The 24794-nt window shown below is 51.1% G+C and carries 24 protein-coding genes, 1 tRNA gene and 3 pseudogenes; 20 read left to right on the forward strand and 8 right to left on the reverse strand.

Features of this window, described 5'->3' with window-relative positions; translation table 11 throughout:
• The first annotated feature begins 2 nt into the window (after positions 1-2).
• The 5 genes from KO536_RS03940 (at position 3) to KO536_RS03960 (ending at position 4730) form a co-directional block, all read left to right on the forward strand.
• Positions 3-464 (forward strand): hypothetical protein, encoded by a 462-nt coding sequence (locus KO536_RS03940; protein WP_219261157.1) that lies wholly within the window; start codon positions 3-5, stop codon positions 462-464.
• A gap of 118 nt (positions 465-582) precedes the next feature.
• The gene (locus tag KO536_RS03945; protein ID WP_219261158.1) at positions 583-2889 is read left to right on the forward strand and encodes a hypothetical protein; all 2307 of its coding nucleotides are present in this window, start codon (positions 583-585) and stop codon (positions 2887-2889) included.
• 2 nt (positions 2890-2891) lie between these two features.
• The gene (locus tag KO536_RS03950) at positions 2892-3638 is read left to right on the forward strand and encodes a LamG domain-containing protein (protein ID WP_219261159.1); all 747 of its coding nucleotides are present in this window, start codon (positions 2892-2894) and stop codon (positions 3636-3638) included.
• Between the two features lie 58 nt (positions 3639-3696).
• Positions 3697-4230: a glycoside hydrolase family 19 protein gene (locus tag KO536_RS03955; protein WP_219261160.1), complete on the forward strand. Its 534-nt coding sequence runs from the start codon at positions 3697-3699 to the stop codon at positions 4228-4230.
• Positions 4227-4730 carry a DUF2514 family protein gene (locus KO536_RS03960; RefSeq protein ID WP_219261161.1) on the forward strand — a complete coding sequence of 168 codons (504 nt, stop codon included), beginning with the start codon at positions 4227-4229 and terminating at the stop codon, positions 4728-4730. The genes KO536_RS03955 and KO536_RS03960 overlap by 4 nt, the downstream gene beginning before the upstream one ends.
• A 131-nt stretch (positions 4731-4861) precedes the next feature.
• Here KO536_RS03960 and KO536_RS03965 read toward each other — a convergent pair whose 3' ends face one another.
• A complete protein-coding gene (locus tag KO536_RS03965; RefSeq protein ID WP_219261162.1) occupies positions 4862-5599 on the reverse strand; it encodes a hypothetical protein in 738 nt (245 codons plus the stop codon).
• Positions 5600-5812: 213 nt separating this feature from the next.
• Here KO536_RS03965 and KO536_RS03970 point away from each other — a divergent pair, with 213 nt between their 5' ends.
• Together KO536_RS03970 and KO536_RS03975 are read left to right on the forward strand one after the other, a co-directional pair.
• Positions 5813-6103 carry a hypothetical protein gene (locus KO536_RS03970; RefSeq protein ID WP_219261163.1) on the forward strand — a complete coding sequence of 97 codons (291 nt, stop codon included), beginning with the start codon at positions 5813-5815 and terminating at the stop codon, positions 6101-6103.
• 79 nt (positions 6104-6182) lie between these two features.
• Positions 6183-6297: transfer RNA gene (locus tag KO536_RS03975), tRNA-Pro, on the forward strand.
• A gap of 82 nt (positions 6298-6379) precedes the next feature.
• Here KO536_RS03975 and KO536_RS03980 read toward each other — a convergent pair.
• The 3 genes and pseudogenes from KO536_RS03980 to KO536_RS24195 form a co-directional block, all read right to left on the reverse strand.
• Positions 6380-7531 carry a tyrosine-type recombinase/integrase gene (locus tag KO536_RS03980; RefSeq protein ID WP_257622789.1) on the reverse strand — a complete coding sequence of 384 codons (1152 nt, stop codon included), beginning with the start codon at positions 7529-7531 and terminating at the stop codon, positions 6380-6382.
• Positions 7432-7848 carry a hypothetical protein gene (locus tag KO536_RS24190; RefSeq protein ID WP_257622790.1) on the reverse strand — a complete coding sequence of 139 codons (417 nt, stop codon included), beginning with the start codon at positions 7846-7848 and terminating at the stop codon, positions 7432-7434. The genes KO536_RS03980 and KO536_RS24190 overlap by 100 nt, the downstream gene beginning before the upstream one ends.
• Positions 7849-7952: 104 nt before the next feature.
• Positions 7953-8051: pseudogene (locus tag KO536_RS24195) on the reverse strand (transcriptional regulator); the annotation flags it as partial.
• Between KO536_RS24195 and KO536_RS03985 the strand changes: the two are divergent.
• The 8 genes and pseudogenes from KO536_RS03985 to KO536_RS24490 form a co-directional block, all read left to right on the forward strand.
• Positions 8052-8408, forward strand: a pseudogene (locus tag KO536_RS03985) (phage regulatory CII family protein); the annotation flags it as partial.
• Positions 8401-8619, forward strand: a complete 219-nt coding sequence (locus KO536_RS03990; protein WP_219261165.1) for a TraR/DksA C4-type zinc finger protein — start codon at positions 8401-8403, stop codon at positions 8617-8619. The pseudogene KO536_RS03985 and the gene KO536_RS03990, both read left to right, overlap by 8 nt.
• The gene (locus KO536_RS03995; protein WP_219261166.1) at positions 8609-10828 is read left to right on the forward strand and encodes a VapE domain-containing protein; all 2220 of its coding nucleotides are present in this window, start codon (positions 8609-8611) and stop codon (positions 10826-10828) included. The genes KO536_RS03990 and KO536_RS03995 overlap by 11 nt, the downstream gene beginning before the upstream one ends.
• Positions 10821-11177: a hypothetical protein gene (locus tag KO536_RS04000; RefSeq protein WP_219261167.1), complete on the forward strand. Its 357-nt coding sequence runs from the start codon at positions 10821-10823 to the stop codon at positions 11175-11177. The genes KO536_RS03995 and KO536_RS04000 overlap by 8 nt, the downstream gene beginning before the upstream one ends.
• Before the next feature lie 512 nt (positions 11178-11689).
• Positions 11690-12034 (forward strand): phage holin family protein, encoded by a 345-nt coding sequence (locus tag KO536_RS04005; RefSeq protein WP_219261168.1) that lies wholly within the window; start codon positions 11690-11692, stop codon positions 12032-12034.
• Between the two features lie 160 nt (positions 12035-12194).
• Positions 12195-12803 carry a terminase small subunit gene (locus KO536_RS04010; protein ID WP_219261169.1) on the forward strand — a complete coding sequence of 203 codons (609 nt, stop codon included), beginning with the start codon at positions 12195-12197 and terminating at the stop codon, positions 12801-12803.
• Positions 12804-12806: 3 nt separating this feature from the next.
• A pseudogene (locus KO536_RS04015) lies at positions 12807-13037 on the forward strand (phage terminase large subunit family protein); the annotation flags it as partial.
• Positions 13038-13694: 657 nt separating this feature from the next.
• Positions 13695-14117 (forward strand): lysis protein, encoded by a 423-nt coding sequence (locus KO536_RS24490; protein WP_374105688.1) that lies wholly within the window; start codon positions 13695-13697, stop codon positions 14115-14117.
• Here the strand turns inward: KO536_RS24490 and KO536_RS04025 are convergent.
• Together KO536_RS04025 and KO536_RS04030 are read right to left on the reverse strand one after the other, a co-directional pair.
• Positions 14087-14722, reverse strand: a complete 636-nt coding sequence (locus tag KO536_RS04025; protein WP_219261170.1) for a hypothetical protein — start codon at positions 14720-14722, stop codon at positions 14087-14089. The two genes, KO536_RS24490 and KO536_RS04025, sit on opposite strands and share 31 nt — an antisense overlap.
• A 230-nt stretch (positions 14723-14952) precedes the next feature.
• Complete coding sequence (locus KO536_RS04030) at positions 14953-15645, reverse strand: SOS response-associated peptidase family protein (RefSeq protein WP_219261269.1); 693 nt, start codon at positions 15643-15645, stop codon at positions 14953-14955.
• Between the two features lie 150 nt (positions 15646-15795).
• Here KO536_RS04030 and KO536_RS04035 point away from each other — a divergent pair, with 150 nt between their 5' ends.
• The 5 genes from KO536_RS04035 (at position 15796) to KO536_RS04055 (ending at position 22733) form a co-directional block, all read left to right on the forward strand.
• On the forward strand, positions 15796-16224 hold the full coding sequence (locus KO536_RS04035; protein ID WP_219261171.1) for a LexA family transcriptional regulator: 429 nt from the start codon (positions 15796-15798) through the stop codon (positions 16222-16224).
• Positions 16214-17494 carry a translesion error-prone DNA polymerase V subunit UmuC gene (gene umuC, locus KO536_RS04040; protein WP_219261172.1) on the forward strand — a complete coding sequence of 427 codons (1281 nt, stop codon included), beginning with the start codon at positions 16214-16216 and terminating at the stop codon, positions 17492-17494. Before KO536_RS04035 ends, umuC begins: the two co-directional genes overlap by 11 nt.
• A gap of 343 nt (positions 17495-17837) precedes the next feature.
• Positions 17838-21146: a hypothetical protein gene (locus tag KO536_RS04045; protein ID WP_219261173.1), complete on the forward strand. Its 3309-nt coding sequence runs from the start codon at positions 17838-17840 to the stop codon at positions 21144-21146.
• Positions 21112-21558, forward strand: coding sequence for a response regulator (locus KO536_RS04050; protein ID WP_219261174.1), 447 nt, complete (start codon positions 21112-21114; stop codon positions 21556-21558). The genes KO536_RS04045 and KO536_RS04050 overlap by 35 nt, the downstream gene beginning before the upstream one ends.
• The gene (locus KO536_RS04055; protein WP_219261175.1) at positions 21552-22733 is read left to right on the forward strand and encodes an alpha/beta hydrolase; all 1182 of its coding nucleotides are present in this window, start codon (positions 21552-21554) and stop codon (positions 22731-22733) included. The genes KO536_RS04050 and KO536_RS04055 overlap by 7 nt, the downstream gene beginning before the upstream one ends.
• Positions 22734-22945: 212 nt before the next feature.
• Here KO536_RS04055 and KO536_RS04060 read toward each other — a convergent pair whose 3' ends face one another.
• The gene (locus KO536_RS04060; protein ID WP_219261176.1) at positions 22946-23503 is read right to left on the reverse strand and encodes a hypothetical protein; all 558 of its coding nucleotides are present in this window, start codon (positions 23501-23503) and stop codon (positions 22946-22948) included.
• Between the two features lie 150 nt (positions 23504-23653).
• Positions 23654-24523, reverse strand: a complete 870-nt coding sequence (locus KO536_RS04065; protein ID WP_219261177.1) for a hypothetical protein — start codon at positions 24521-24523, stop codon at positions 23654-23656.
• Positions 24524-24794 lie beyond the last annotated feature (271 nt).

Genomic DNA, 24794 nt, shown 5'->3' on the forward strand with positions numbered 1-24794 from the left:
CCATGCTTGTATACCCTGAAGACCTGCCGACCCCGCAGCGGGAAGGGTATGGCTTTGATCCTGTCAGTCCGATGACCAGCACAAAGCTGGTTACCGGTCGATCCATCCAGCGCCGCGCCTTCGTCAGCACACCGACCGAGGTGCTGGTTACCTGGTTGTTTACAGCGGCTGAGGCCCAGTTGTTTGAAGGCTGGTTTGAGCATGTCTTGCTATCTGGAACTTTGCCGTTCGAGTGTCCGCTACTGACCCCGCTGGGGTTCGAAAACTACCGTGCGAACTTCGTCGATATCTACTCCGGCCCCGTGCTGGTGGGTGAGGACTTTTGGAAGTTTACTGCGCAGCTACGGCTGTTCAAGCGTCCATTGGTTGACAAGGATTTGGTGGTGGAAATACCGGACTACATCATTGATGCAGACATTTTCGACAGGGCCATGAATCAGAAGTGGCCTGAGCAGACCGAATAACGCCGCTACTACACACCCTCACGTATATCTGCCGGCAGCTCGCCGGAACTATCAACACTCACGACCTAAACACTGCCTTGATTGCAGTGCCGTAGGCGTGTCTGCGAGAAATATTCACATGGCCAATAACACCGGCAACCCAGTTGGATCAACTGCGGCAAAAGACTTGAGCGATAACGCTGAGAACCTCGACAAGTTTGCCAATGGTGACGATTACGAATACGACGACCGGCTTGGGCGATCGCGCAAAAGCCTGAAGTGGATTGAGGATGCAGCCCTGGCTATTCCTGCAATTGATGCAGCCGTGCGCTCTGAGCAAGAAGCTGAAAGATCTAAAGGCGAAGCTAACAGAGCAAGCATCGCCCGAGTTGATGCCGAAGCAGCTCGGGACACATTTAATTTGAACATAGGCCGCAAGGCGGATATCGCTGAGGGTCTTAGGGATACGGTGTCGGGCCAGTCTTTTACGGTGGTTTCGCCGAACAGCCGGGAATATATCATTGAGTACGAAAATGTCGGTGGAGCAGCTCAAGAGGTTAAGCGTTATTCGAGCGCAGCGGCAGTGGACGATATAGCCTCGCGTTTGCCGCGATTGGAATGGGGTGCGTCGCGTCGGCTTCCCCGCGGGAGGACGGGCACTCGTTTCGCGGTTAGCGTTGGCAATCAGATGCTGGCCTACCTGGATCGCGATGGCATCTTTCATTCAAGCCACGAACATGCACAGTATCTGGATCAATCATCGTTGGCCGCTCGCCAGAAGCCGAAGAAAAGGCCGCGTAGTCGTAACTACCCGCATCCAATGGTGATCGTGTCGGGCGGTTCTGTCGTGTTGGCGACCAGCGATATCACGCCGGACGAACGAATTACAGCGCTTGAGGCTGATCGTGATACGACGAGTGCCGGCTTGGTGGCCATCACCGCCCGGCTGGATCTGGTGGAGAGTTCACAGGGGGCGTCGGTGGAGTTCGCGCCGCCGCAATGGCTGGTCCGCGAGATCACCGCTGAGGGCGAACAACAGGTCATGGTTCACGATGGACAGTCCTATCGCCAGTTGACTCCAGCCGGCGCGAATTGGCTGGCCCCGATAGTCGGCGCCGGTAACGTAGTGCGCTGCCTGCGGGAATCCGGTGGCGTTGTAGAGTCGTACAGCATCTTACCTAACGGTTTTCGCATCAATGAGGGCAAGGTACTCCTGCAGAAAATCATCACAGGGCAGTCATTGTCCGTCGGTTCTCGCGGCTATGTCCTCAATCTAACGGGCGAGTATGCGTTCGAACCCGGCGTCAACGGCAGTGTCAACCGTGTGCCCGGCATTGGTGACCTGTTTACCACCTCGATTCCTGAAGAAATGCGGGGCTACTGCCTATCACTACAGGGCGGGCCGCGCCCGAACATGGCCGCGACGCCAGCGTTTATCCCGATTCGGGAATACCCTAACGGTGTGCTCGGCGAGACGATCAGTTCGTCTTGGGCGTTAGCATTACGGCGCTGGGCTGTGCGCTCGACTCGTGCGGATGTTCGGTTGCTGGCTACCGTTCACGGTATCGGCGGAGTGCCTTACGTCAACTTGAAAAAAGGGACCAGCGTTTATGCCGCTGCAATCACGACCACGCAGAACGCTAATGCGTTGGCGGTGGCCAACGGTTGGGATCACGTCGTCAGTTCGATTTCGATCATCCATGGTGAGTCACAAACTGCCACCACGGCGGCGGTCTATGCGGGGTATCTGGCCGAATGGTTGGCGGACTACACCACCGATGTGATGGCCATCACGGGTCAGACAGTGCCGCCGAAAGGCTTCCTGTCGCAGATGAGTACCCATTACTCCGCCACCCAAGAAATTCCATTAGGCCAGCTGTTGGCGCACGAAACCAATCCGGCGATGTGTCTGATTGGACCTAAATACCAATTCCCGTATTGGGACTCAGCGCACATCTTGGCTGAAGGCTACATCAAACTCGGCGAGCTTGAAGCTCGGGCCGAACGCTTCGCCCTGCTCGGCGAGAAGTGGCAGCCGTTGCGGCCATTGAGCGTGAAACTGGTCGGCACGACCCTCACCGTGCAACTCAGCAACGCCCCGAGCGGCACCAGCGAAAGCGCCGGCCCGGTCGGAGCCCTGGTGTTCGACACAGCGGCGGTAGCCGATCCAGGGCATTACGGATTTGCCCTGTCCGATCCGGCGGCGGTCATCCAGAGCATCGCCCTCGGCAGTGATCGGCGTTCCGTCGTCATCCAGCTGGCCGCGCCGCCGGCCGCCGCTGCAAAGCTTGAATATGCCATGCAACTGAACCAGGGCGACAAGCCCGGTGGCGGCCCGCGTGGTTGTCTACGCGACACCGACACCCGTGATCGCTCCCGTTTCGACGGAGGCTATCTGTACAACTGGTGTGTCGCATTCCGAAAAACTATTGAAGTGGAGATCTGATCATGGGTACACGCCAAATTCTGCAACTTGAAGGAAGTGTCACTGTCGCTGGCCTGCCGCTCATTGACGTCACTGCGAACGAAGTGGCAGTGGCTAATATTGATGGCTTGCAGTATTGGCCAGGGCTGTTCAGCTGGGATATCGACCCGGCAGGTACTGGCTTCCTGGATCGTGTCACTGACGCAGCGTGCCCAACTTATGGTGCAGCGTCTATTGCTAGCCGCTTTATCAATTTTGCCGACGGCCATGAGGCCTATTCGATCAATGCGCAGGCGCATGTTTTGAAGCGTGCCGCGTTCCAGGCTTCAGGCGGCTTCACCATTGGCGTGGTGGTCGGTAAGGAAATTGGCATTAGCTCAATCAATAACCCTGGCGCGCCTTCTGACGCCTGGTGGCTTGGCAGCGCTGACGGAAAAATGCGTTTTTTCGTCGGCACCGTAGGTCGCGCCACCTACGACACCTATACGGGGCCTCTGCTTACCGACACCAAAATGACGGCGGTGGTGTTCATCTACGACCGGGCAGCCGGCGAAATTCGCCTGCGCGTCAATGGTGTACTGGTCGACACCTTGTCTTCTGCCGCGCTGAATACCATGGTTGTGAAAAACGAACTGATGATCGGACAGATCAACGCAGGCACGCCGCAGATGCGTAACGGCTCCTATCGCGCGCCTATCGCCTTTTCCAAGGCGCTGGACGGCGTCGAGCTGGCTTCGCTGGAGGCCATGTTGGCTGAGTCGGTTTACTGACTCGGCGTGCAATTCAATGCAGGCCCGCCTTGTGCGGGCTTTTCAGTAAGGGCAACTTATGTCGATAACCCAAAAACAACTCCTGCAGATCTTCCCAAACGCCGGCCCAGTTGCCGGCGTTTTTGTGCCGGTACTCAACGCCGCGATGGGGCATTACCAGATCGTCGGGGCGAAGCGCGTAGCTGCTTTCATCGCCCAGATCGGGCATGAGTCTGGACAGCTCAAGTATGTGAAAGAAATCTGGGGCCCAACCAAAGCCCAGGCCAAATACGAGGGCAGGGTTGACCTGGGCAATACCGTGAAGGGTGACGGCTCGAAGTACCGTGGACGGGGCCTGATCCAGATCACCGGCCGTGCCAACTACGCCGAGTGCGGCGAAGCGCTCGGCCTCGACCTGATCAATCACCCTGAGCTACTGGAGAAACCGCAGCATGCCTGCATGTCGGCTGCGTGGTTCTGGGCGAGCAGGGGCCTGAACACGCTGGCCGATGCCGGTAGATTCAGCAAGATTACTAGCCGCATCAATGGTGGACAGAACGGCGCGGCAGATCGTCAGGCGTTGTATGCCAAGGCGCTTAAGGTGTTGGCGTGAGCCTTGGCCGCTGGCTGGGCCTTGCCCTGTTGGTGTCCATTGCCTGTTTTTCCACATGGAAAGTGGACGCTTGGCGCTACGGCAACCAACTGGCCAAAGTCCGGGCCGAATACTCTGACTACAAATCTGGTGTAGCCACTGCCGCCACGGAGGCAAGCGAGAAAGCCCGCCAGGCCGAACAGCAACGCCAACGAACTATTGACCAGGTACGAACCGATGCAGCGAATCAGAAAGCAGTGGATGATGCTCTTGCTGCTCAGCAGCTCGCTGACAATGACAGCCTGCGCAACGAAACCCGACAGCTACTTGCCGACAAGACCGCCCTCAATACCCGCCTTGCCGAGCGAGGCAAGACAATCGAAGACCTTGTCGATCTGCTCGCCGAGCTGCGATCAGAGGCTGATGGATATGCGGGTGAGCTGGCGGCAGCGCTTACAGCAAGTCGCCGGGCCGGATTTGCCTGCGAGTCTAGCTACGATGCCGTAGCCAAGTATCTTTGAGGCGGCTCTAGGGGGGAGGGATGGAGTTTTTGGCAAAGCAGGCTGAGCGTCGCCAGCGGATAGGGTATGAGCGGGAGTTGGTTGCCGCTGCATGGGCATGCGGGCAGCGGCGATGGGAGTTGCTTTAGAGACTATTTAAAAAAATTAAGGAGATATGTAGTGGTAGGAGCAGCTAATGCAACAAGGTTCTGTGTTTTGGTTATCAGCTCTTCGAGCTTGCCCATAATTCCTACAGACTTAACTAAAAGTTCTTCGGCTTTGCTGAACTCACTCTTGATTTCATCCTGATGCCTCACTATGGATCCAGTGATCTGGTCCAGGATGTCTCTGATTGCCTCTTCGCCACCAACACGATATTGAATTAAAGCCTGCCTGAGCGCCTCAAGGTTTCTGACGAACAACTGCTTCAGCTCGGGACTCATTTCAGAATCTAGGCATTCTTGCAGGAGTTCGTCCAAAGCCAGGATAAAAGCACGTATGTCTTTGGTTGTTCCGGGATGATCTTCTGAGTAAGCAATGCTCAGAATATGATCTGAGAACTCGAGCGCCGTCATCGTAGCTGGATCCAAATTGCGCTTATAGGTCGACCATTGAGCGCCCAAATTATGGGAGGTCACAAAGGCCTTGATCTTGGTCAGCGGGGCTAGAAATTTCTCCGGATTTCCGGGAGCAAATTCTATAGTCGCTCGCTCAGCTTCTTGAATTACCGCAAGAAGCGTAGAAATTCCAGACAGGATTTCCCCCGAGGATCCGGTATCACAATTGAAAACTCGTGCCCATACTCCGAGCATGATCTGATCAGGGGGTATACTCAGTGCTATCGTCATATGCTCCAGCAAGATGCCAGCTGGGTTGTTACTGCTTGCCATAGTAGCGTGCTCTCATTCTTCATGGTTACCAGTGATTAAGCTGGTACAGGTAATCCAAAACAACCCCTTAGAGCACAAAAAAATTTGGGGCTTGGCACTAATTTTCTGATCACTGGCATCCATGAGTGCTGGGATAGGAAAGCTCCGCTGAGCGGATCTATATTCCGCTTTGCAGAACTGCTATAAATCTGTTTTTTTATACAGTGCTTTGGCATGAGTCGATACGTTAAGGATCCGCTTGCTGACTGGCAAGTTGCGAGCAAGCAACACTTTGACCTAGTCACCGACCCTGAGGGCCATTGGCGCAAGCTTGTGGATCTGGCGATGCTCGCTTATGAGCGGCGCCAAGTGCGCAGCGATGAGCTATCTGAAATGCTCGAGCTTGCTGACGCAGCCAGGCTTTGGGGATTAGTTGAGTGGGAGGAGGCTGACGGCGTCGGGCTATTCCTAGATCACTTTATTGATCCCGACGATGTTTCTTTTTTCGCAAAAAGGGATAGGTGAACTTTGGTAGGACGCCGGGGCAGGGGAGAGTAATGCGTCGGGGGAAATTCGGGGAATGGCTCATCGTGGTAGAGCATCGTGGGGCGTCGTTGCAGCGAGCGCAAGATGCAAAGCCCTGATTTAATTGGGCTTTTTGGAGATATGCAAGCATGGGGTGCTAGGGGTCGAGTGTTCGAATCACTCCGTCCCGACCATATTATTCAATGACTTAGCCACCTTTTGGGTGGCTTTTTCATTTCTACCTAGTGACTTTTCGAGTGATCTTGGGTTTTCCTGCTATCCCTGCCTCCTCTTCAGGATCGTCAGCGCTGGTGCGCGTGAGTCGGTTACTGATACCTTGTTTGCAGCCTCAATCAGTTGGTCCAGCTCTGCCGCTGAGTAGTGACTGGTGATGCTGCCGTTCTTATGGCCGAGCAAAGCTTTGCGATCCTCCTCAGTCACGCCTGCTGCACGCAGCCTTCTGCCAAAGGTGTGCTTCAGGTCGTGAATGCGGATCCGGACGAAACCATCATGTGCCGGCCGCAAATACTTCTCCTGCCATTTCTTCGCCGCCCTGACCCTGGCCTTCTTCCAGGCTGAGTCGTTCATGCGGTGTACCATCGTTTCGCCCCCGTCGCCGTCTGGCTTGCCGAAAGGGAAGACGTACAGCTTGTGCTGGCCTCGCTGCTTCTCAATGACCGACTTGGCTACCGTGTTGAGAATCACCAGGCGCTCGTCCCGGTTCTTCACGCCAGACCTTGCGCTTCGCCCGCCGAACCCGGCAGGAATCAAAAACACCGTTGTATCCAGCTCCGGTACCGCGATTTCCCAATCCCATTGAAGCTTGCAAACCTCCTGCTCCCGACACCCCGTATTGACCTTGAACATGGCCATGGTCTGCAGGTGTGGCGGCAGTTCAGCGAACAAGATCGACTGCTCTTCCCAAGAAAGCGGGTAGGGCTTGCGGCAGTTCGTCTTCTCATCCAGGAGCGAGATCATCGGCACAACATCAAGCCATGGTCTGCGCTCATCATCACGCCATTTGCGCGCGCACAGATTGAGAACCCTGATTGCCCGTTGAAGGGCAATATTGACCGTGCGATTCGTTACAGGCTTGCCCTCGGCAGGGTGCAGCTTGGAATGAATGTACGGTGCCAGGGAGTCGTCATCGATGTGCGTGATCGGCATGTCCCCTATGAACGGATCCAACTGTGCCATGTACGTTGCTGAAATATGGATCGAGGCCTGATCCTTCACTTCAAGCAGGAAGCGAGTTGCCGCTTCCCGCCAGGTTCTCACCTTCCTGATCCCGTACACCTTCTCCTTTCGGCGCTGTTCCAAGAGATAGATCAGGTACTGCTCAGCTTCGGCGCGGTCACGAGTGCCAGTGCTCTCTTGAATTCGTTCACCTCGGTACTTCTTGTCGATCTTCCAGATGCCGCTCGGCATTTGCTGGAGCCCGGTGATTGCTTTTTGTGCCATTGCGTATCTCCTTTGGATCCGCCCTGGCGCTCGCTGCGGGGCCGATTGTTGTCCTGATTTGCTGCTTTTTCAATCGCCATGGCCTGAATGTAGGTGTCGGCCCACGCGTCAAGTTCCAGTCGGTCGAAGCCGACACCCTGTTTTCCGATCGGGAATTCCCTAACGTGAGGTCGGACTGTTTTGTTGAATTCATCCCGGCACATGCCGAGATAGCCGTATGCCTCTCCGGCGCGAATAAAGCGCGGGAGGATGGGTGCGACTTGAGCTGCGCTTCGATTGGCCATAACTTTTTCCATACCGTTCGTGACGGCAGAAGTTGGGGAGTGTGGTTTTAGGCTGTTTGGAACATCTAGCACCGCACGGTTTTCGCTTTGTTGGCGGCGCTTGGCTAGTCGTCTTTATCCGGTGAGTCACTTTGCGGTCTGGCCAGCTCCTCGTCAGCCTTGTATGCGCGAATATCAATCAGCGCAGCAACGTGGCGGATGTGACCCACCCAAGCCACACGGTCAATGTTCAAGAGTTCGCCGAGATCCTGGAGTTGACCAAAGACCGCCGCATCCTGGATGCGGTGCATGCGTTGGTGGGGGACACGATCTGGCAGGAGCTGGCCGAGGCCTATACCGACGATATGCCCGAGACGCTGACCACTGGTCTAGCTGTGTATTTCCGTCAGGTCGCCGATCTGGCTGACACCTGGGCCAAAAGCATCGGCGACGGGGTGGTCAATGACCGCGAGCTGGCCGAGATCCGCCTGCAGGTGTTTCGCGGCATTCAGGGGCTGCTGGGCATGTTCAACCGTGCCTGCTACGTCAACTCGACCACGCGGGGTACCGACCGTGGCTGATATCGCAGATTTTGCTAACGACCTGGTGCAGGAACGCATCGACCTGGCCCTGGCAGCGCGCAAAGCGCAGCCGGTGTTTGCGTCTTTCGAGTTTTGCGTGGACTGCGATTCATCAATTCCCCAGGCCCGCCGTTTGGCCGTCACCAGCTGCACGCGCTGTGCAGCCTGCCAACAACTGAATGAACAAATAGGTACCCGTTATGCTCGATGACGTTCTCGGTCAATTCGCTGACCACGGCCTTGAGCCTGCGCAACCACTCACGTTCGGCAAGCTGACCCGCTGCAAGACCACGCAGGACAAGGGCAAAGAGAAAAACGGCTGGTATGTGATCCATGAGCATCGCACCGAGAAAAACGAGACTCTGATTTTCGGCAGCTTCGGTGACTGGCGTTCGGGCGACAGCAACAAGGTTAAGGTCAAATCTGGCCGTATGAGCCAGGAAGAGCGCGACGTGATGCGCGCTCGTCAGGAGGAAGGCAAGCGCCGCGCTGCTGAGATAGCCGCGAACGCCGCACGCCGTGCTGCCAATCGTGCATCTGGCCTGTTCAAGCGCATGCCGGAGAAGGGCCGTAGCGCTTACCTCGATCGCAAGCAGATCGTCGGCATGGGCGTGCGTTACGCCCCGCGCTCCGGTGCTGTCTTGGTGCCGATGAGCAATGTGCGGGATCAGATCGTAGGGCTGCAGGTTATCTACCCGGAGAAACAGCAGGACACTGGCCGCGACAAGTCCTATTGGCCTTATGGCATGTCCAAGGAAGGCGCCTTTCACCTGATTGGCCCGCACCCTGAGCCGGGCGAACCGGTACTGGTCTGTGAAGGCTACGCCACCGGAGCAAGCCTGCATATGGCCACCTCTTTGACGGTGGCCATCGCGTTTGACGCGGGTAATTTGAGCGGGGTGGCCAAGGTCATGCGCGAGCGTTTCCCGGGCCGTGCCCTGATCGTTTGCCGCGACGATGACTGGAAGACCAAACGCCCTAATGGCGAGCCCTGGAACCCCGGCGAAGAGAAGGGCAGCAACGCTGCTTTGATCGTTGGCGGCCAAGTGGTAGGCCCAGTCTTTTCTGGCGAGCGTGAGATCAAGTGGACCGACTTCAACGACCTGCATTGTGCCGAAGGTTTGGACGCAGTCCGCCGCCAGGTGTTGTCGGTGGTCAGGCCGCCTGCTGCTGGTGGCTGGAAAGATCAACTTGCAAGGACAGAAAACGGCTCGCTGATAGCCCACATGCAAAACGTCGAGCTGATTCTAGGTAACGATGAGCGCTGGGCCGGTGTCATTGGCTTTAGTTCTTTCAGCTCAAAGGTAATGAAACTGCGCGCAGCACCGTACGGAGGTAAAACGGGTGAGTGGGCTGATATCGACGACATGCTTGTTATGAAATGGCTTGCCCAGCAGTACAACCTGAGGGTCAAAGTCAGCAGTGTAATGGAGGCAGTCAGTGTTGTAGCTCATTACCACTCGTTTCATCCGGTACGTAAGTACTTGCGCGAATTGGTATGGGATCGCGTATCGCGGATCGACTCTTGGCTGACCGATATCATGGGTGTGGAAGCCAGTGAGTACAGCTCGAAGGTTGGACGTCGTTGGCTTATCTCCGCCGTCGGGCGAGTGATGCAGCCAGGCTGCAAGGCTGACTCTGTGATGATTCTCGAGGGCGCTCAGGGGGCAGGTAAATCTACAGCGCTATCCATTTTGGGCGGCGATTGGTTCATGGACACCCCTTTTTCCCTTGGTGACAAAGATGGGTTCCAAGCTATCCGTGGTAAATGGATTATCGAACTGGGCGAGCTTGATAGTTTTAACAAGGCTGAATCCACAAAGGCCAAGCAGTTTTTTTCGGCCTCAACCGACACTTACCGCGAGAGCTATGGACGCAGAACGATGGACGTGCCACGCCAGTGTGTTTTCGCGGGCACCACCAACCAGGACGAATATTTAAAGGATGCCACGGGAAACCGTCGTTACTGGCCGGTGGCCTGTACCAAGGTCGATCTTGCCCAGTTACGCGAAGTTCGCGATCAGCTTTGGGCAGAAGCGATGGCGGGCTATACGGCTGGGGATCTCTGGTGGGTAGAGCGCGAAGAGGCACCATTATTTGCCGAGGCGCAGGAAGAACGTTTTGTTTGTGATGAGTGGGAAGGTCCCATTCTCAAGTGGCTTGAAGAGGCACAGATCGGTGAGCACGCAACAGGCAGCGATATCCTCGGCAGTGCGTTAAAGCTGGATCTTGGGCATTGGGGTAAGCCTGAGCAGATGCGCGTCGGCTCGATTATGCATCGTCTCGGTTGGCGTAAGCAGCGTGTGACAGCTCACCCAAAAAGCGGGGTGCGTGTGTGGGCGTACAAGAAACCAGAAGGCTGGGGAGGCTTTTCTTCTCTCGTGCGCGATCCGATCGAGGAGCCATGTTTCGATGATTAAGCGAATCGATGAAATGCTGAAACTCTGGGCTCAGGATTTACATACACCGGTTCCGTGCGGTGCTGTAGGCGGCAACATGATTGCGATGCTAATGGAGTGTAAAGGCGAATTGATACGAGGGACCAGAGGCAGCCGAGTGCTGTTGGATGAATCGGTTGATATTGAGCTGATTGTGAACAAGCACCTGTCACCTGAGTTGTCCTTGATAGTCAGAGAGCACTATTGCAATCAGGACAGCTTCCTCTCGCAGAAAATGCAGCACTGCGGATGCAGCACGCCGACCTACTATCGGCGGCTGCATGATGCTCACGTCTGCATTGAAGGCTTGCTGTTGGGTAGGGCTGCGTGATGTTGCCCGTATTTATGGCCAATACTGTCCTACCGTCCAACCTTGCCCTTATGAGGTTGGACAGCTACAGGCCACGTACTTACTGGGCTGTCCTACTGTCCAACCTTGTGGCGCACATTGCGCGTGTGAGCGTAGTGGGCGAGCGTTCGCGCCTGTGTCGCGCAGGCGTGTTTTAAGTTTTCTTTCTTCACGGGAGAAAAGAGTAAAAGAGGTAGGACGGTAGGACAGCCCTTTATTTTAGGCGTCTGTAGCTGTCCTACCTGACTCAAGAAGGTAGGACAGGTAGGACAGCGCACTAAAAGCTATAGCCGTGGTGATGTATTCACCGACATTCGCCAGACATTCCCCTTGTGTAACCCACTTATTCACCGATGGCATTAAAAGCGGCTTGCTGCCATGAGAATCCACCTGTAAAAAGTAGTCATCTTCGATAGGTGCGACCGCAGAGAGCGGCCGACACCCACCACTAAACCCGGCCATTGCGCCGGGTTTTTTGCGTTTAGGGGCAGGCAATGACAACAGAGCAACAAGCGTTAGCTGATATGCCGATCTGGCTGGTGATTACACTGTCCTTGATCGGGGGTGTGTCGGGTGAGATGTGGCGAGCGGATAAGGATGGCGCCCGGGGTTGGTCACTGGTGCGGCGCTTGGCTTTACGGTCAGGTGCCTGCGTCGGCTGCGGGCTGTCCACGATGATGCTGCTGCATGCCAACGGCGTGTCGATCTGGGCAGCGTCGGCGGTGGGCTGCCTCACGGCGATGGCCGGGGCAGACGTTGCCATCGGCCTTTACGAGCGCTGGGCCGCCAAGCGCCTCGGGGTTTGTGAAAATCCACCCCGTTCGGACCAATCAGAATAATTCTCGTCTCTCAAATTCTGCCGGGGACCCTGGGCATTTTCCACGGGTACGGGGCAGGAAACCCGCGGGAAAGCGTTAGCCGCAGGCTTGTCAGCTTATTGAAATTCAATCCATTGAAATTGAAAGGCTTGCATTGAAAAGCCGTTGAAAAGGAGGGCTTGTGACAGACCCCATTTTTCTGTCGAAGAGCGCTTTTGCGGCCTACATCGGTAAGGCGCCTAGCTACATAACCTGGCTCAGAAAGAACAATCAACTGGTCCTGTCGTCGGATGAAAGACAGGTCAATGTTGAAGAGACCATCGCACTGATCCGTGAAACCGCCGACCCCACTAAAGCCGCCGTCGCGGCTCGGCATCAAGAGGCCCGAGTGCAGCGCGATGTGATCAGCCAGTTATCCCCGCTGATCGAATCCACGCCGAACATGGCTGCGCCGCAGCCCGCCATCGGCACTACTGGCAAGCAACCTGACTTCCAAAAAGCTCGTGCCCACCGCGAGTACTACCTGGCGCAGTTGGCCGAGGCTGAATTCCACAAGGTTCAGGGTTCACAGGTCGAGCTGGAGGCAGTCAAAACCGGTGCCTTCAACGCGGGGCGCCTGCTGCGCGATCAGTTGCTGGGCATGCCCCCGCAACTGGCGCCGGAGTTGGCCGCCATGACTGACCCTTGGGAAATCGAGCGCCGTCTGACCGATGCCATCCGCGCCTCGCTGGAAGATGCCGAGCGCATGTCTTCGGCTGACCTTATTCACGCCCTCAACAACAAGAGCTAACCCATGCACACGGAAACCCCGAACGGTGCAGAGGTGTACCGCGAGGCGTATTTCCGTGGGCTGCGGCCTGACCCGTCACTGTGGGTCGACCAATGGGCCGACGAGTACATGCGTATCCCGCGTGACACCGGCGCCGCCGAGCCCGGCCAATACCGCACCTCGCGTACGCCCTATGCCCGCGAGCCCATGCGCTGCCTGTCACCGGCTCACCCCTGCACGGGGCCACTGGCCATGCCACCGAAAGTTGAGCCGGTGCTCAAAGTCGAACCGCCAAAGATCGATCAGAAAATCGACATCAATGCACCGCTTCAAATCACCGTGAAAGGCGATGTCAAAGACCCGGCCGCACTGGCCCGGGAACTCCAACCGCACCTGCAGCGGCAGATGGAACAAATCGGCCAGCAGATGTCGAGCCGTAACTTATATGACGCCCCGCATGTGGGGTAAGGAGCGTACATGGCCTATATGGCGCAGCTGCAGTCAGGGTTGAGCTACCTGACAGCCGCAGGCGAAACCGGACGCCGTAGCCTTGACGGTATGCTTGGCCCGGTCAATGGCGCCATCAACGAGATCACCGGTGCCGCCAATGGACTGGACGATCTACCCTTTATCAGCGCTGAGACGGGAGCCAAGGCTCAGCGCCTGATACGCGGGATCAGTGCGGCCCAGTCCAAGGTCGGGACGGTGGTGACCACCTACAACAAGGCCACACGGGCGGCGTCGCTCATTGAAGAACGCCTAGGCGTGCTCCAAGAACAAGTGGGCAGGGCCGCTACGGCGATCAATAACATTGCAGGCAACATCAGCCCGTCGCTGGCCAACATTATTCCGACCGGAGCTTTTGGGACGGACACCACCCCGGCCGCCGAAGCGGTAAAACCGTTCCCGCACCTGCTGATCATCCAGCCGCTCAAACCGCAATCCCAAACCGAGCGCACCAATCTGGCCAATGCCAACTCCGCACAAATTTTGGCGGAGCAGGGCAAACGACTCGCCCTGGAGCAATGGCTGGCAGCCAGCGACCAAGCCCATTACAGAGCCCTTACTGATGAAAAAACTAAACAGGCACGCCTGCGTGATCGCCTTGCTACTGCTGACCTGCGGTTGTCAGTCCAACTCGACGCCGCCGCAATTGGTTGTGACGCAGTGCAGGCCACCACCAGCCCCGGCGGCGTGGTTTATGGCGCCCGTAGAGCCCAACTTGACTCAGCGCATGCTCAACGAATTATCGGAATCACCGGCGACGGCGATCAAGGACTGATCGCGCTTCAGGCCTGTCAGGCTTACGTCAAAGAGATCTCTGCGCTGAAGTGAGGGCTGTCATGTGCTGGCAGGGTATCGTTTTCAAGCCACGCCATACCGTTCGTTTTTTTGTATTTGAAAAGTAAGTAGTGCTCGTACTCACTAAAAATAAAGGGCGTGTTTCCAGAGGTGAAACCGGATATCGACTCGCTCCATTTTTCAGATGATTCCCAGGCTTTAAGCCCTTTGGAATTACACCAAGAAAGCGTAACGACGTACATGGGTGGTGGCGTTTCTAGATTCCAGCGCTCGCGGCAGTATGACGGTATCTTATGATCAATTAGCCGACGCATTCCTCCGTTGGTGCCATGTACTCGCTCAACTTGACTGTTCAGAGATTCTATTAAATAGGTTGTATTGGAGTGGAATGTTGTTTTTCCTTCTACAAGCAAAATCCCTTCTGGTGAAACGATCAATAAATCAATTCGTCCATTGTCGATCATGACTTCATAAAATGCTGTTGCTTCTTTCCAAGTCTCAGCTGCTGCGCTTGCAAACCGAGCGAGTATGTTCATCTCATGCGGGGCAGAATTTTCGTTATACCAGTCTATAACTGTGTTGTGTCTCCATGCTGTAGTTAGCTTTTCTGCAGTTTTGTCGATAATAGTACGAATCATTTTTTACCCTTTGGTTAAACCTGGCAGAAGGATGGGAGTACACGATTTCAGCTAGCGCAATGAGTAATCTCGGACTGGGAGGAAAGGGAGAAAGGTCCTAAAGTATCCGAATATCTATGTGTGCAGCAAAGATAGGGCAAAACGCCATCTCCAGATAGTCTCGGTAGACCCAGCATTACAGGTGTGCTGGCACACCTAAATGAAGCGGACAATTCTGTAATTTTTCACGGTTATGACTTCAGCGGTCTGATCAACTCAGGCCCTTGGTTTTTCACATTGCCCACAGCTTTGCCAACTGGGTACCACTCAAAGTCCTCTGTTGGCTGGCAACAGTTCAACGCCAACTCTTCAGCTACCTTTCGATCGAGATGGCTCCCCATCCACTCTCGCGCACGCTCGGGTGAGAACACCATGGGCCGTCGATCATGAATGTCGACCATCCCCTGATCACTGGCAGCAGTGACAATCACAAACCCATCCCCTTCATGAGGCTCCAGTCCTGGGTGTACCTCGGCCAGCGCCGCGAAGAATATTGGCGCCTGACTTTTCAGTCGAATGAAGTAGGGCTGTTTCATCTTCGGATCATCCGGATTCTTGACCCACTCATACCATCCGTCAGCCATGACCAAGGCCCGGCATTTGGGCCAGAGTTGCTTGAAAAAATTTCCGGTTGTGACTGTTTCCACTCTGGCATTGATCGGGTCAGCGCGTTTTCCCTTGGCCCAGAACGGCGCCCAGCCCCAGTGGACGGGATCAATCCGCAGCCCCTCATCTCCGCCGTGAAGAATACTGACGTGCGTGCCAGGTGCGACGTTGTAGCGACCTATGGGTTGATTGTCATACCCGCTCACGACAATCCGGTCAGGCGCCAACACCTCAAGATAATCAGACATACCCTGATACTGTACAAATCGACCGCACATCGTGGTGACCTCTTGCAAAGGGGGCCTGAACGAAGCGTAGCTTGAAGTGCTCAAGGCTTCCCTCTCGTCGAAAATTCCTAAAGGCGAATTGACCTGAATCACGCTCTGCAGTTAACTGTATATACATACAGTTAAATTAAGGCGTGCGTCATGAGCTTCACTTCTCTGGGTCCAATTGTAGAAGGAGGCATTCGCCTGCCTCTTTGCTCTTTCAAGGTTCCAGCCGGATTTCCGTCACCTGCAGCAGACCATATCGAGAAGCAAATCTCGTTAGACCAGGTGCTGAACATCCGTGCTCCGCACGTTTACTTGGTCTCAATTGATGGCGATAGCATGCAGGGCGCCGGGATCTTTTCCGGGGATCTGGCTGTTGTCGACCGTTCAATCGAACCAGTCCATGGCAATGTCGTAGTAGCGCTGCTCAACAACGATCCGATTTGCAAACGTCTGTGCATGCGAGAAAAGATGGTCATTCTCCAGTCTGAAAACTCGAAATACCCAGACCGGCATGTGCTGGAAGGCGACGATCTTTCCATTTGGGGAGTGATCACTCACACAGTACGCAGCCATGGCAATTAAGCCAGATCCAGTATTCGCGCTCATCGACTGCAACAGCTTCTATGCCAGCTGTGAGCGTGTGTTTCGTCCCGATCTGGCCAAAGTGCCCATCGTGGTGCTGAGTAACAATGACGGCTGCGTGATTGCTAGCAGCTATGACGCCAAGCCCCACGTGAAAATGGGGGAGCCGTATTTCCAGATAAAGCATCGCCTGGAGAAGTTGGGCATTGTCGCCTTCTCATCGAACTATGCGCTGTATGGCGACATGAGCGAGCGGGTTATGAGCTTGATCGAAGCGATGGTCCCGGCGGTGGAGGTCTATAGCATCGATGAGTCATTCGCTGACCTGACCGGCATAGCTGACGTTTCGGCTATGGGCCGGAAAACACGCAGCCGCATATTTCAATGTACCGGCATCCCGGTAGGTGTCGGGATCGCTCATACCAAAACGTTGGCCAAACTTGCCAATCACACTGCGAAGCGATTGCAGGCCCAAACCGGCGGGGTAGTGAATCTTTGCGGGGACTTCGAGCGCGACTGGGTGCTGCGCAATACAGCTGTGTCTGAGGTGTGGGGAGTAGGGCGGCGAATGACCGTGCACCTTGAAGCGATGGGCATTCGTACCGCCATGGACCTGGCAAAGGCTGACCCGTGGACGCTGCGCAAGAAATTCAGCATCGTTATTGAGAAAACTGCTCGCGAATTGGCCGGGACAGCTTGCCTTGAGCTGGACGAGCCAGATCCGCCAAAGCAGGAAATCTGTTGTAGCCGCATGTTCGGCAAACGACTGACTGAGCTGGCACCAATAAAAGAGGCAGTGGCCACCTACATGATGCGCGCCTCGGAAAAGCTGAAAGTTCAGAAGTCATACTGCAAAAAGGTTCGGGTCAGTATACGCACCGGCATGTTCAATCCTGATGAAGCCAAATACGCCAAGGGAGTGGTAGTAACACTGCCATACCCAACAGACGATGTACGTTTGCTGACAAGGGCAGCAGTGGATGCACTAGACCATGTGTTTCAACCCGGATTTAAATACAGCAAGGCAGTGATCCTGCTGCTGGACCTTCGACAGCCTGGTGAGTTTTCGGACGATCTGTTTGCGGTAATTCAGCCGGCAGAAGCATCCCGTGTGATGGCAGTCCTTGATGAAATCAATGGTCGCTGGGGAAGGGGGACGCTGCGTGCAGCGAGTGTGCCGAGCAACCCCGAATGGGGGATGAGGCGTGAAATGATGAGTCAGAGCTATACAACACAAATACAGCAGCTGTGGCAGGTGTCTTGTAGGTAGCGAAGGTGACTTTTCGGTCGCTGGACGCAAAGAGAGGGAATGTATAGTCGGAGGTTAAGGGGGGGCGACTTACCGTCAGCAAACAGCCAAAGGCTTCCGCTCGCGGCAAGCGGTTCTTGAAAAATACGAGGCCGAGATTGAAATCCGTTGTTTCAGCAGAGGTTGTCAAACCTGATTTAACATCGGCCCGCCTTAAAAAGGTGGTTTCACAGGACAAAAATCACAGTCACTCAAAAACAAAGCCGCGCAAGCTGAGTCTTTAGCTTGAAGGTGTTCAAAAATCATCTGAATGTACTAATGTGCTACGATTTTGCCACTACGATCCTTGGTTTTTAGGCATCAAATGAGCGCTCAAAAAAAATTAAAAGGCAAAAAGTTTTCGATTGACGTATCTATACTAGCCTTGAGAAGGGAGGAGACACCTGCTCGCAACGCTAATCGGATTATGCGTGAGATTCAGAAACTAGGCCATGCGAATGAGTACGACTTAATATTTAAGCTCGGAGCGCATGTGCGTCTTCCAGATACTCTCAACCCTGTTTTTAGTGGTGGGGTAGATTATTACAATTCATTCACCTTTGGTGAGCATCTAAGCGATGACGTCTTTATTTATTGGATGTTAGGGCTATTTGAAAAGAATCGCGAACTGCTGCGCAAGTTTCTAGGCGCTCAAGAGAAAATCAGTAATTACATCTTGCGAAGTATGCCGAATGAAATAATTTCTGAGCTTGATGCTCTGGATGAGTTGTGCAAAAGTTGGTGGTCAATATCTACTAGAGTACATGTTACTAAAGAGCTTAAAAAAGAAGATACTAAAGCATACCTATCTAGTCTGCCTGAGAAGTTTCCACTTGCGGATGTGACTCCATCGGTTTTAAGATTGCAGTTGATTTCAGAAGGCAATGCAATTAGTGTTTTTTTGAATAATATTCGCAATCGCCTAGCAGAATATCGTACTTCAGGTTTGCAGGATATAATAAGGCATGGCGATACTGAGTCTTGCCGTTACCTCTACAACTACCTCGATCCTGAAAGAAATGTTGAGCTGTCGTGCATTAAAGACCACTCTCACGAATCAATTATTGATCAATATGTTTTGTTAAAAGAAGTGGTTTTAGAGCTGGCCGTTACAGACTCAGTACCCTTGCATCTTATTCGAAAAATCCAAGATTTAGCACTTTCTGTCGGCGATGAGGAGTTAGGGTGTGTTGTCAGCCCTGATGCGTCAATAGCACCAGAGGTTTTGAGTGTGATTGATTCATATACACTTGGCGATTATAAAGACGTAATAACCCAGGTGGAAAACTTACTGTTAACAGAGAATCCGTGTCTGTTCGGGCTTATAGAAGTATATGCAAAATCAAAAATCTATCTTAAATCTCCGCATGAAAGAAAAAATCTCTTTGAGATTTTGGCCGCTGACTTGTCAGTCATTATGCAATGCGAAAACACCATTGTCGAAAAAATAGAGAACATAACTAGACTCTCAGTTAAGTTTAAAACGGAGCGTTGGGCAAAATCACTATCATTTCATCTTTTATCCATTCTTGAGGAAGTAACCGCACCTGACGCTGTGGAGCGGTCGCGCCTTGAAACAAGAGCACTCGGAAGAAAAAATACTCCTAAAGCAGCGTTTGGTATGAGTGCCGGACACCTAATTGATCCTAAAAGAATCGAGCTGTTACCTAGTTACCGCGCGGCTAAATATTTCCCAGATGACTCTATAGGTGACGAAATTGATGAGGCAAAATTCCCAGTCAAATCAGATTTTCTAAAACTTCGTGCAACTACTCTTTTAGATTCAGGTAAAACACTTGATGCTATTTCCTTCGCAGTTGACGAATACCATAAAAACTATCTAAGTTTCTATCATCTACCGTTTACAAAGATGTGTAAGATCATAGATGAGGTAGAAAAGGAGAGTTTCGAAGATAGGATTTTATGCTTAATAGCGTTAGATATATTTTCGAAAGAGCTGGCCGCAACTTTTGAAGAGACCAAAACAGAGTTGTTTGAGGATTTTGCACTATTGGCAAAAACTCATAGGATCTCAAAAATATATGAAAAGAAAAGTTTGACAAGGAATGAAGTCTATTTTCTGCACCAGATTTGCATTCCGTCTCAACTTGATAATCTGTTTCAATACAAAACTAACGATGAGGTTGTTCATGAGCGTGTTGCAATTATAGATCTTTTGATCGACGCTGTGCCGAGCATGGAAAAACAGTTGCGGCTAGAACGTGATAATGTATTGGAGTCTCTTTTTGTAGAAAAACTAAGGGCGAAGATTGAGTCAGGTAAATTGTTCGTCGATGTTCATGAGATCGAATCACAACGTAAGCATGTTTACAGTGCGCTTTTTGCACAGGCTAAGTCTATTCCTGGCGGTGTAGTACTCGCGCCTGTAGGAAATGTATCAGATCTTGAAATTTCCAAGGATTTTTTTAAAATATCTGATACCAATGCAATAGCATCTACTGAAAAAACAGACGTGCTATACAAAATATTTATTACTGCAATTGATGATTTCGCGCTAAATGAGAGCTATGGGCTTGATAAATATTTGAGTGCGGAAATCAGGCATATAGTTTTTGAGGCGCAATTAAGGGCCTGTTTTGAAAAAACAAAGCTAGTAACCGTTCAAAAGAACGGTGAGTATAATAAGAATATTTACTGGTTAAACTTTTATAATTATATTCAGCCCGGCCTTACGGGTCAGATAGATGGTATTCTTCAAGAGTTTTCTCAGAAAATTGACGCACTTCTTGAGCTGACTAATGAGCAATTTAGAGTTGATAGCGGGCTCGACGGTTCGGGTGGTATTTTTGATTTTAAGCCATACCATAAACGGTTAGTAAAGCTTTCACACATAATTCATGACTCTTCTAACGCTAATGTTTTTTTTAAAAGCCTTCTTGAGTTTATGTGGGAAATTGCAGGTGAAAGTGCCCGTCGCGCTCAACTGCTGATTGCTAATGATTTAGCTGGTGATGTGAACGAATTGATCATGGGGCTGGAGGAGCAAATATCGCAAGCTAAAGGTGGCATAGCGATGATGGACCTGATGCAAGAAATTAAAAATGCACGCTCCATGTTCACTAAACAGATTGAAGTCGTAACTAACTGGTTTAAATTCGTCGGGGATCAGAGTGCTGAAAGCTTTGAACGACTGGGTGTTGTAATCGAGGCTTCCGTATCTTCTTTTGAATCAATTTATGGTCATGGTGATTGCTCGGTGCAGTTTACTCAAGCCAAGAGCTCTCTATTGTTATCATATCGTGAAGCTCGATCGCTTTTTATAGCAATATTTACAGCGTTAGAAAATGCTTACAAGTATGGCGTAGAGCAGTCTCCTATTGTTATGCAGCATGAAGTTACCTCCACGGGTAACGCCATTTATATAAGAAATAATGTTTCTGAGATATCAGCTCCAGAACTCCCAGAAACAATCCGTCTACAAAAATCAAAATGGACTCCTGATTATCTGTCGTTAAATAGACAAGAAGGCGGGGCGGGACTCTATAAAATCTTCAGCATTCTCACCAATTCCTCTCCAGGGTTTGATTTCGATATTGAATCTGAGAGGAATCAGTTTGTTGCAATAATGAGATTAAGAAATGAATATTTTGGTGATAGAAGACAACTCCCTTAAAAGGGAGAAGATTATTGAGTACCTTAGAAGCTACAGCCATATAGTGGTTTCTGAGGCAGCCTCCTATAACTCTGGTTTAACCTTAGCCCATGAGTGCTCCTTTGATTTTCTCATTGTGGACATGAGCATGCCTACTTTTGATCGAAACGAGCAGACTCAGGGAGGGCGCTTTAGAGCTCTTGGAGGCAAGGAGATTGTTAACAAACTGGCCAAGATACAAAAACTGCCACCTTTTGTCATTTTGACAGGGTATAAGGACTTCAGTGTGGGTACTCAAAGCTTAAGTATTGAGCAAATAAATGACCTTTTGGGTTCGCTGGGGAATTCCTATTTGGGGTGTATTTTATTTGAGTCTAGCGATAACTCGTGGCAAGAAGAACTTGGACGAGTAATGGGGAAGCTGGGATGCTAAAGGTATTGTTTGTTGATGATTCTAAGCCAAGAATTGCGCTTGTAGAAAAAAAATTAAAAGCATCAGGGTTAATTAATCATATAACATTTATCGTTAGTGAAAGCGCCGACTCTGCTCGATCCGAGCTATTAGAACCAATAGACTTTATGGTACTGGACGTCCTACTACCTAAAAAAGATAGAGGTACCCCCGAAGCTAAAAACAGTCTAGAACTCTTGAGCGATCTTGAGAGTTCAGCAAAGCCTTTCATTAGGCCTAAGATGATCGTTGGGCTCACCGCTGACATTGAAAGGCTTAAAACACATCAAGGAACATTTCTTAATGCTGCATCTATAGTTTTGGATGGCAGTCTAAACTCACAAGACTGGCTAGATCAATTAGTCAGTCAAGTGCAAATTCATGTTGAAGCAGCACAAAAATCTGAACGTCTTATAAAAGATCAGATATTGATTACGGTTCATGGGATTAGGACTTACGGTGCTTGGCAAGCTGAGTTAGCAACTGAAGTTAAAAAATACTCTAGGACCTTTGATATTCTACAAGTAAAATATGAATATGTGGATTTATTGTATTTCTACTTTCCTAAGAGTAGAGAAAGGCGCGCTAAAGAACTCGCGGTTAGATTGGCGGCACTTATCAAACAGCATCAAGGTAAGAGAATATCAATCGTAGCACATAGTTTTGGATCGGTGATTCTCTCCCGTGCTTTTGAAATGCTACCCGAAGAGTGTCGCGTGAGTACTGTAATAATTTGCGGCTCCCCATTATCTGAATCCGACTCTATTGATCATATAGTTAAAATGACAGATCAAACAATAAATGAATGTGGAACAAGTGATACGGTTCTTTTGTTATCAAAACTTTTCGTACCAGGTTTGGGTTATGCGGGGCGAGCAGGCTTTTATCGAGAAAGCACACCAAATTTCGTTAATAGGTACTTTAAAGGAGGGCATAGCTTGTACTTTAAAAAAGACCGTTCAGGTGAAAGCTTCTCAAGTAGATTTTGGACATCCACACTAGCGGGTCAAAATCCTACAGTAGCTATTGATGAACGCCCAGAACCTGTATTTAAAGATTTTACTAATGTGTTAATTCGATTGCTATCTAAGCAATGGTGTTTGGTTTTTCTAGGTGCACTCGTTATTTTCTTTGGTTCTTATTACACATTGATATAATTAGGTGGAGTTTCACATAAAAATTGGAGGCGGTTTAGTTAGGCGGACTGCTAGCCCGCCACCCTCTACTGGGCGAATCTTACAAATGTGCAGGCGTTGTTCGATGTTTTTGCGTTGGTGATATATTGTATCGATTCATAGGTTCTTTGATGTCTATTCCGGTAGCTGTCTTGTTTGTAGCAGTATATTGGCTGTGCTATGGAATGTTGGGGTCATTTGTAGCTATACGTATCATCAAGACGAACCTTGTGAATAATTATTTTTCTTCTCGATTTTGTAAGCTGTTCAAATGACAGTTGTATGGCGTTGTGGGCTTGGATACTGCCTTGTCGTGCATCCGTCATAAGCCACGATTCAATTATTGGGAGGTCTTTTGGATTGCCAGCTCCTTTTTTTAGGGCGGCTAGTAGTTCCCAGTATTGATTTGAATAGCCTTGAACGTTTTTTAACGCTCTTTTGATATCGAAAGCTATCAAATTAAGTTGAGGTATTTTTGTCGAAAGTTCTTTAAGCACGTATTCGAGGTCGCTAATATCGTCATCATTAATTGAAATTCCTAGTGATAAATGACTGGAGAGACTTGGTTGAGCACTTAGCTTTCGAAGCACACTTCGTAGGCGACGGCAATAAAATATCATTAGCTCCGCAGATTCTTTTTTTCGGCGCGACTCTTCAGATATTTTCAAATACCATTGTATAGCACCACTTGAAACTACTCCGATGATTGCTGCAGTTGCACCAACTAATGCGCCCTGTACTGCAGGTTCCATAAATAATACTCCTTCTTGAATTATATGTTCTGAGGCAACAGGGTAAGTCGGTTTTCTTGCCATATATGAAAATCGCTTAAATGTTGCTCGATCCTTATTTGTGTTTGTTTTTTGTAAGTGGAGAATAGGAAATAAACCACTTGACCGGCTTCAGTATGGGAATCCAAAACTACTGCTTATTGGGCCCTCCATAGATTGTCTAAAACCAACGAATCGATCGTGATATTCTCGGTTCTGAATGTTTGGTCGAGAGTAATAGACGTTATGAGTTACGGTATCCAGATCTGTGGGGTTTTCAGCTATCTTTGCCACGCATGAAATCTGCAGGGTCACACCGTCAAAATCGCCAGAAGCAAGATGCTTGTTGATCATTTTTTTATGACCTTCATATAGCCCTTCCAAGTGACGCTTTAGAACTGTGTGAACTTCAAGTAAAGATTGCGCCTTGTATGGCTCTTCGAAGTAGATATGCGGTTCAAGATTTAAAGCAATAATACCAAAGCCATTTCTCGTAATCTGAGCGGATCCTTTTTCAAGATTCGAGCTCAAATTATTAAAAGAGTTAACCGTTTTACAGGCCACGTAGTAGTTACCAAATGGTGCAGATATAACGATATCTGGTTCTCCAAGTCGAGCTTCCAATCCCCTAAGCCTAATATGTTGGAGAAAATCGAGCTCGAATATCATGTTTAGAGCATGCGATCCGCCTGGAGTGCGTGGATCTAGTGAGTTAGCCGCGATTTGGCTCAGCGAGCTTTTGAACTCTGCCTTCTCGTCTAAATCTTTCAGATTTTCATTGCACTGAATTAGTGCGAGAAATATCCGTTGAGCACGATGCACATCTACGAGTTGTTTCTCTCCTATAAATGAAGCTTTTTCAACTATTCCATCACATAAATTAATATATTTTTCTAGGTCGGAGGTGTCTGGGATCTTTTTGTTAAAGTCTTCATAAATTTTCCTAACCTTTGCAGGCAACAAAGCAATCTCGTCGTAAGTTGTTACTACTTCTGGCTCCATTTTGCACTCCAATATAGACGTCATGTCGTGAGACATCATTATGATATTACTCTAGCATGGTTATTACCTAAAATTTTTGATCATCGTGGTTGGTCGCTTTGGCGTCATAGGATATCTCGATATCCGCACACCCTTAGAGTGGAGCAGGTTCGGTGAGCGTCCGGTCTTGGCACAGAGTGTGTAAAAACGGTTCGTCAATAATGAGGTGTACGCCTCTGCGTTAAATCTGAGATTTATCGGCAGGTCAGCACATGTGGATTTTGCGTAGAAG

Origin of the sequence: Pseudomonas sp. NKUCC02_KPG (assembly GCF_019345465.1) — a bacterium.
Lineage (GTDB): Bacteria > Pseudomonadota > Gammaproteobacteria > Pseudomonadales > Pseudomonadaceae > Aquipseudomonas.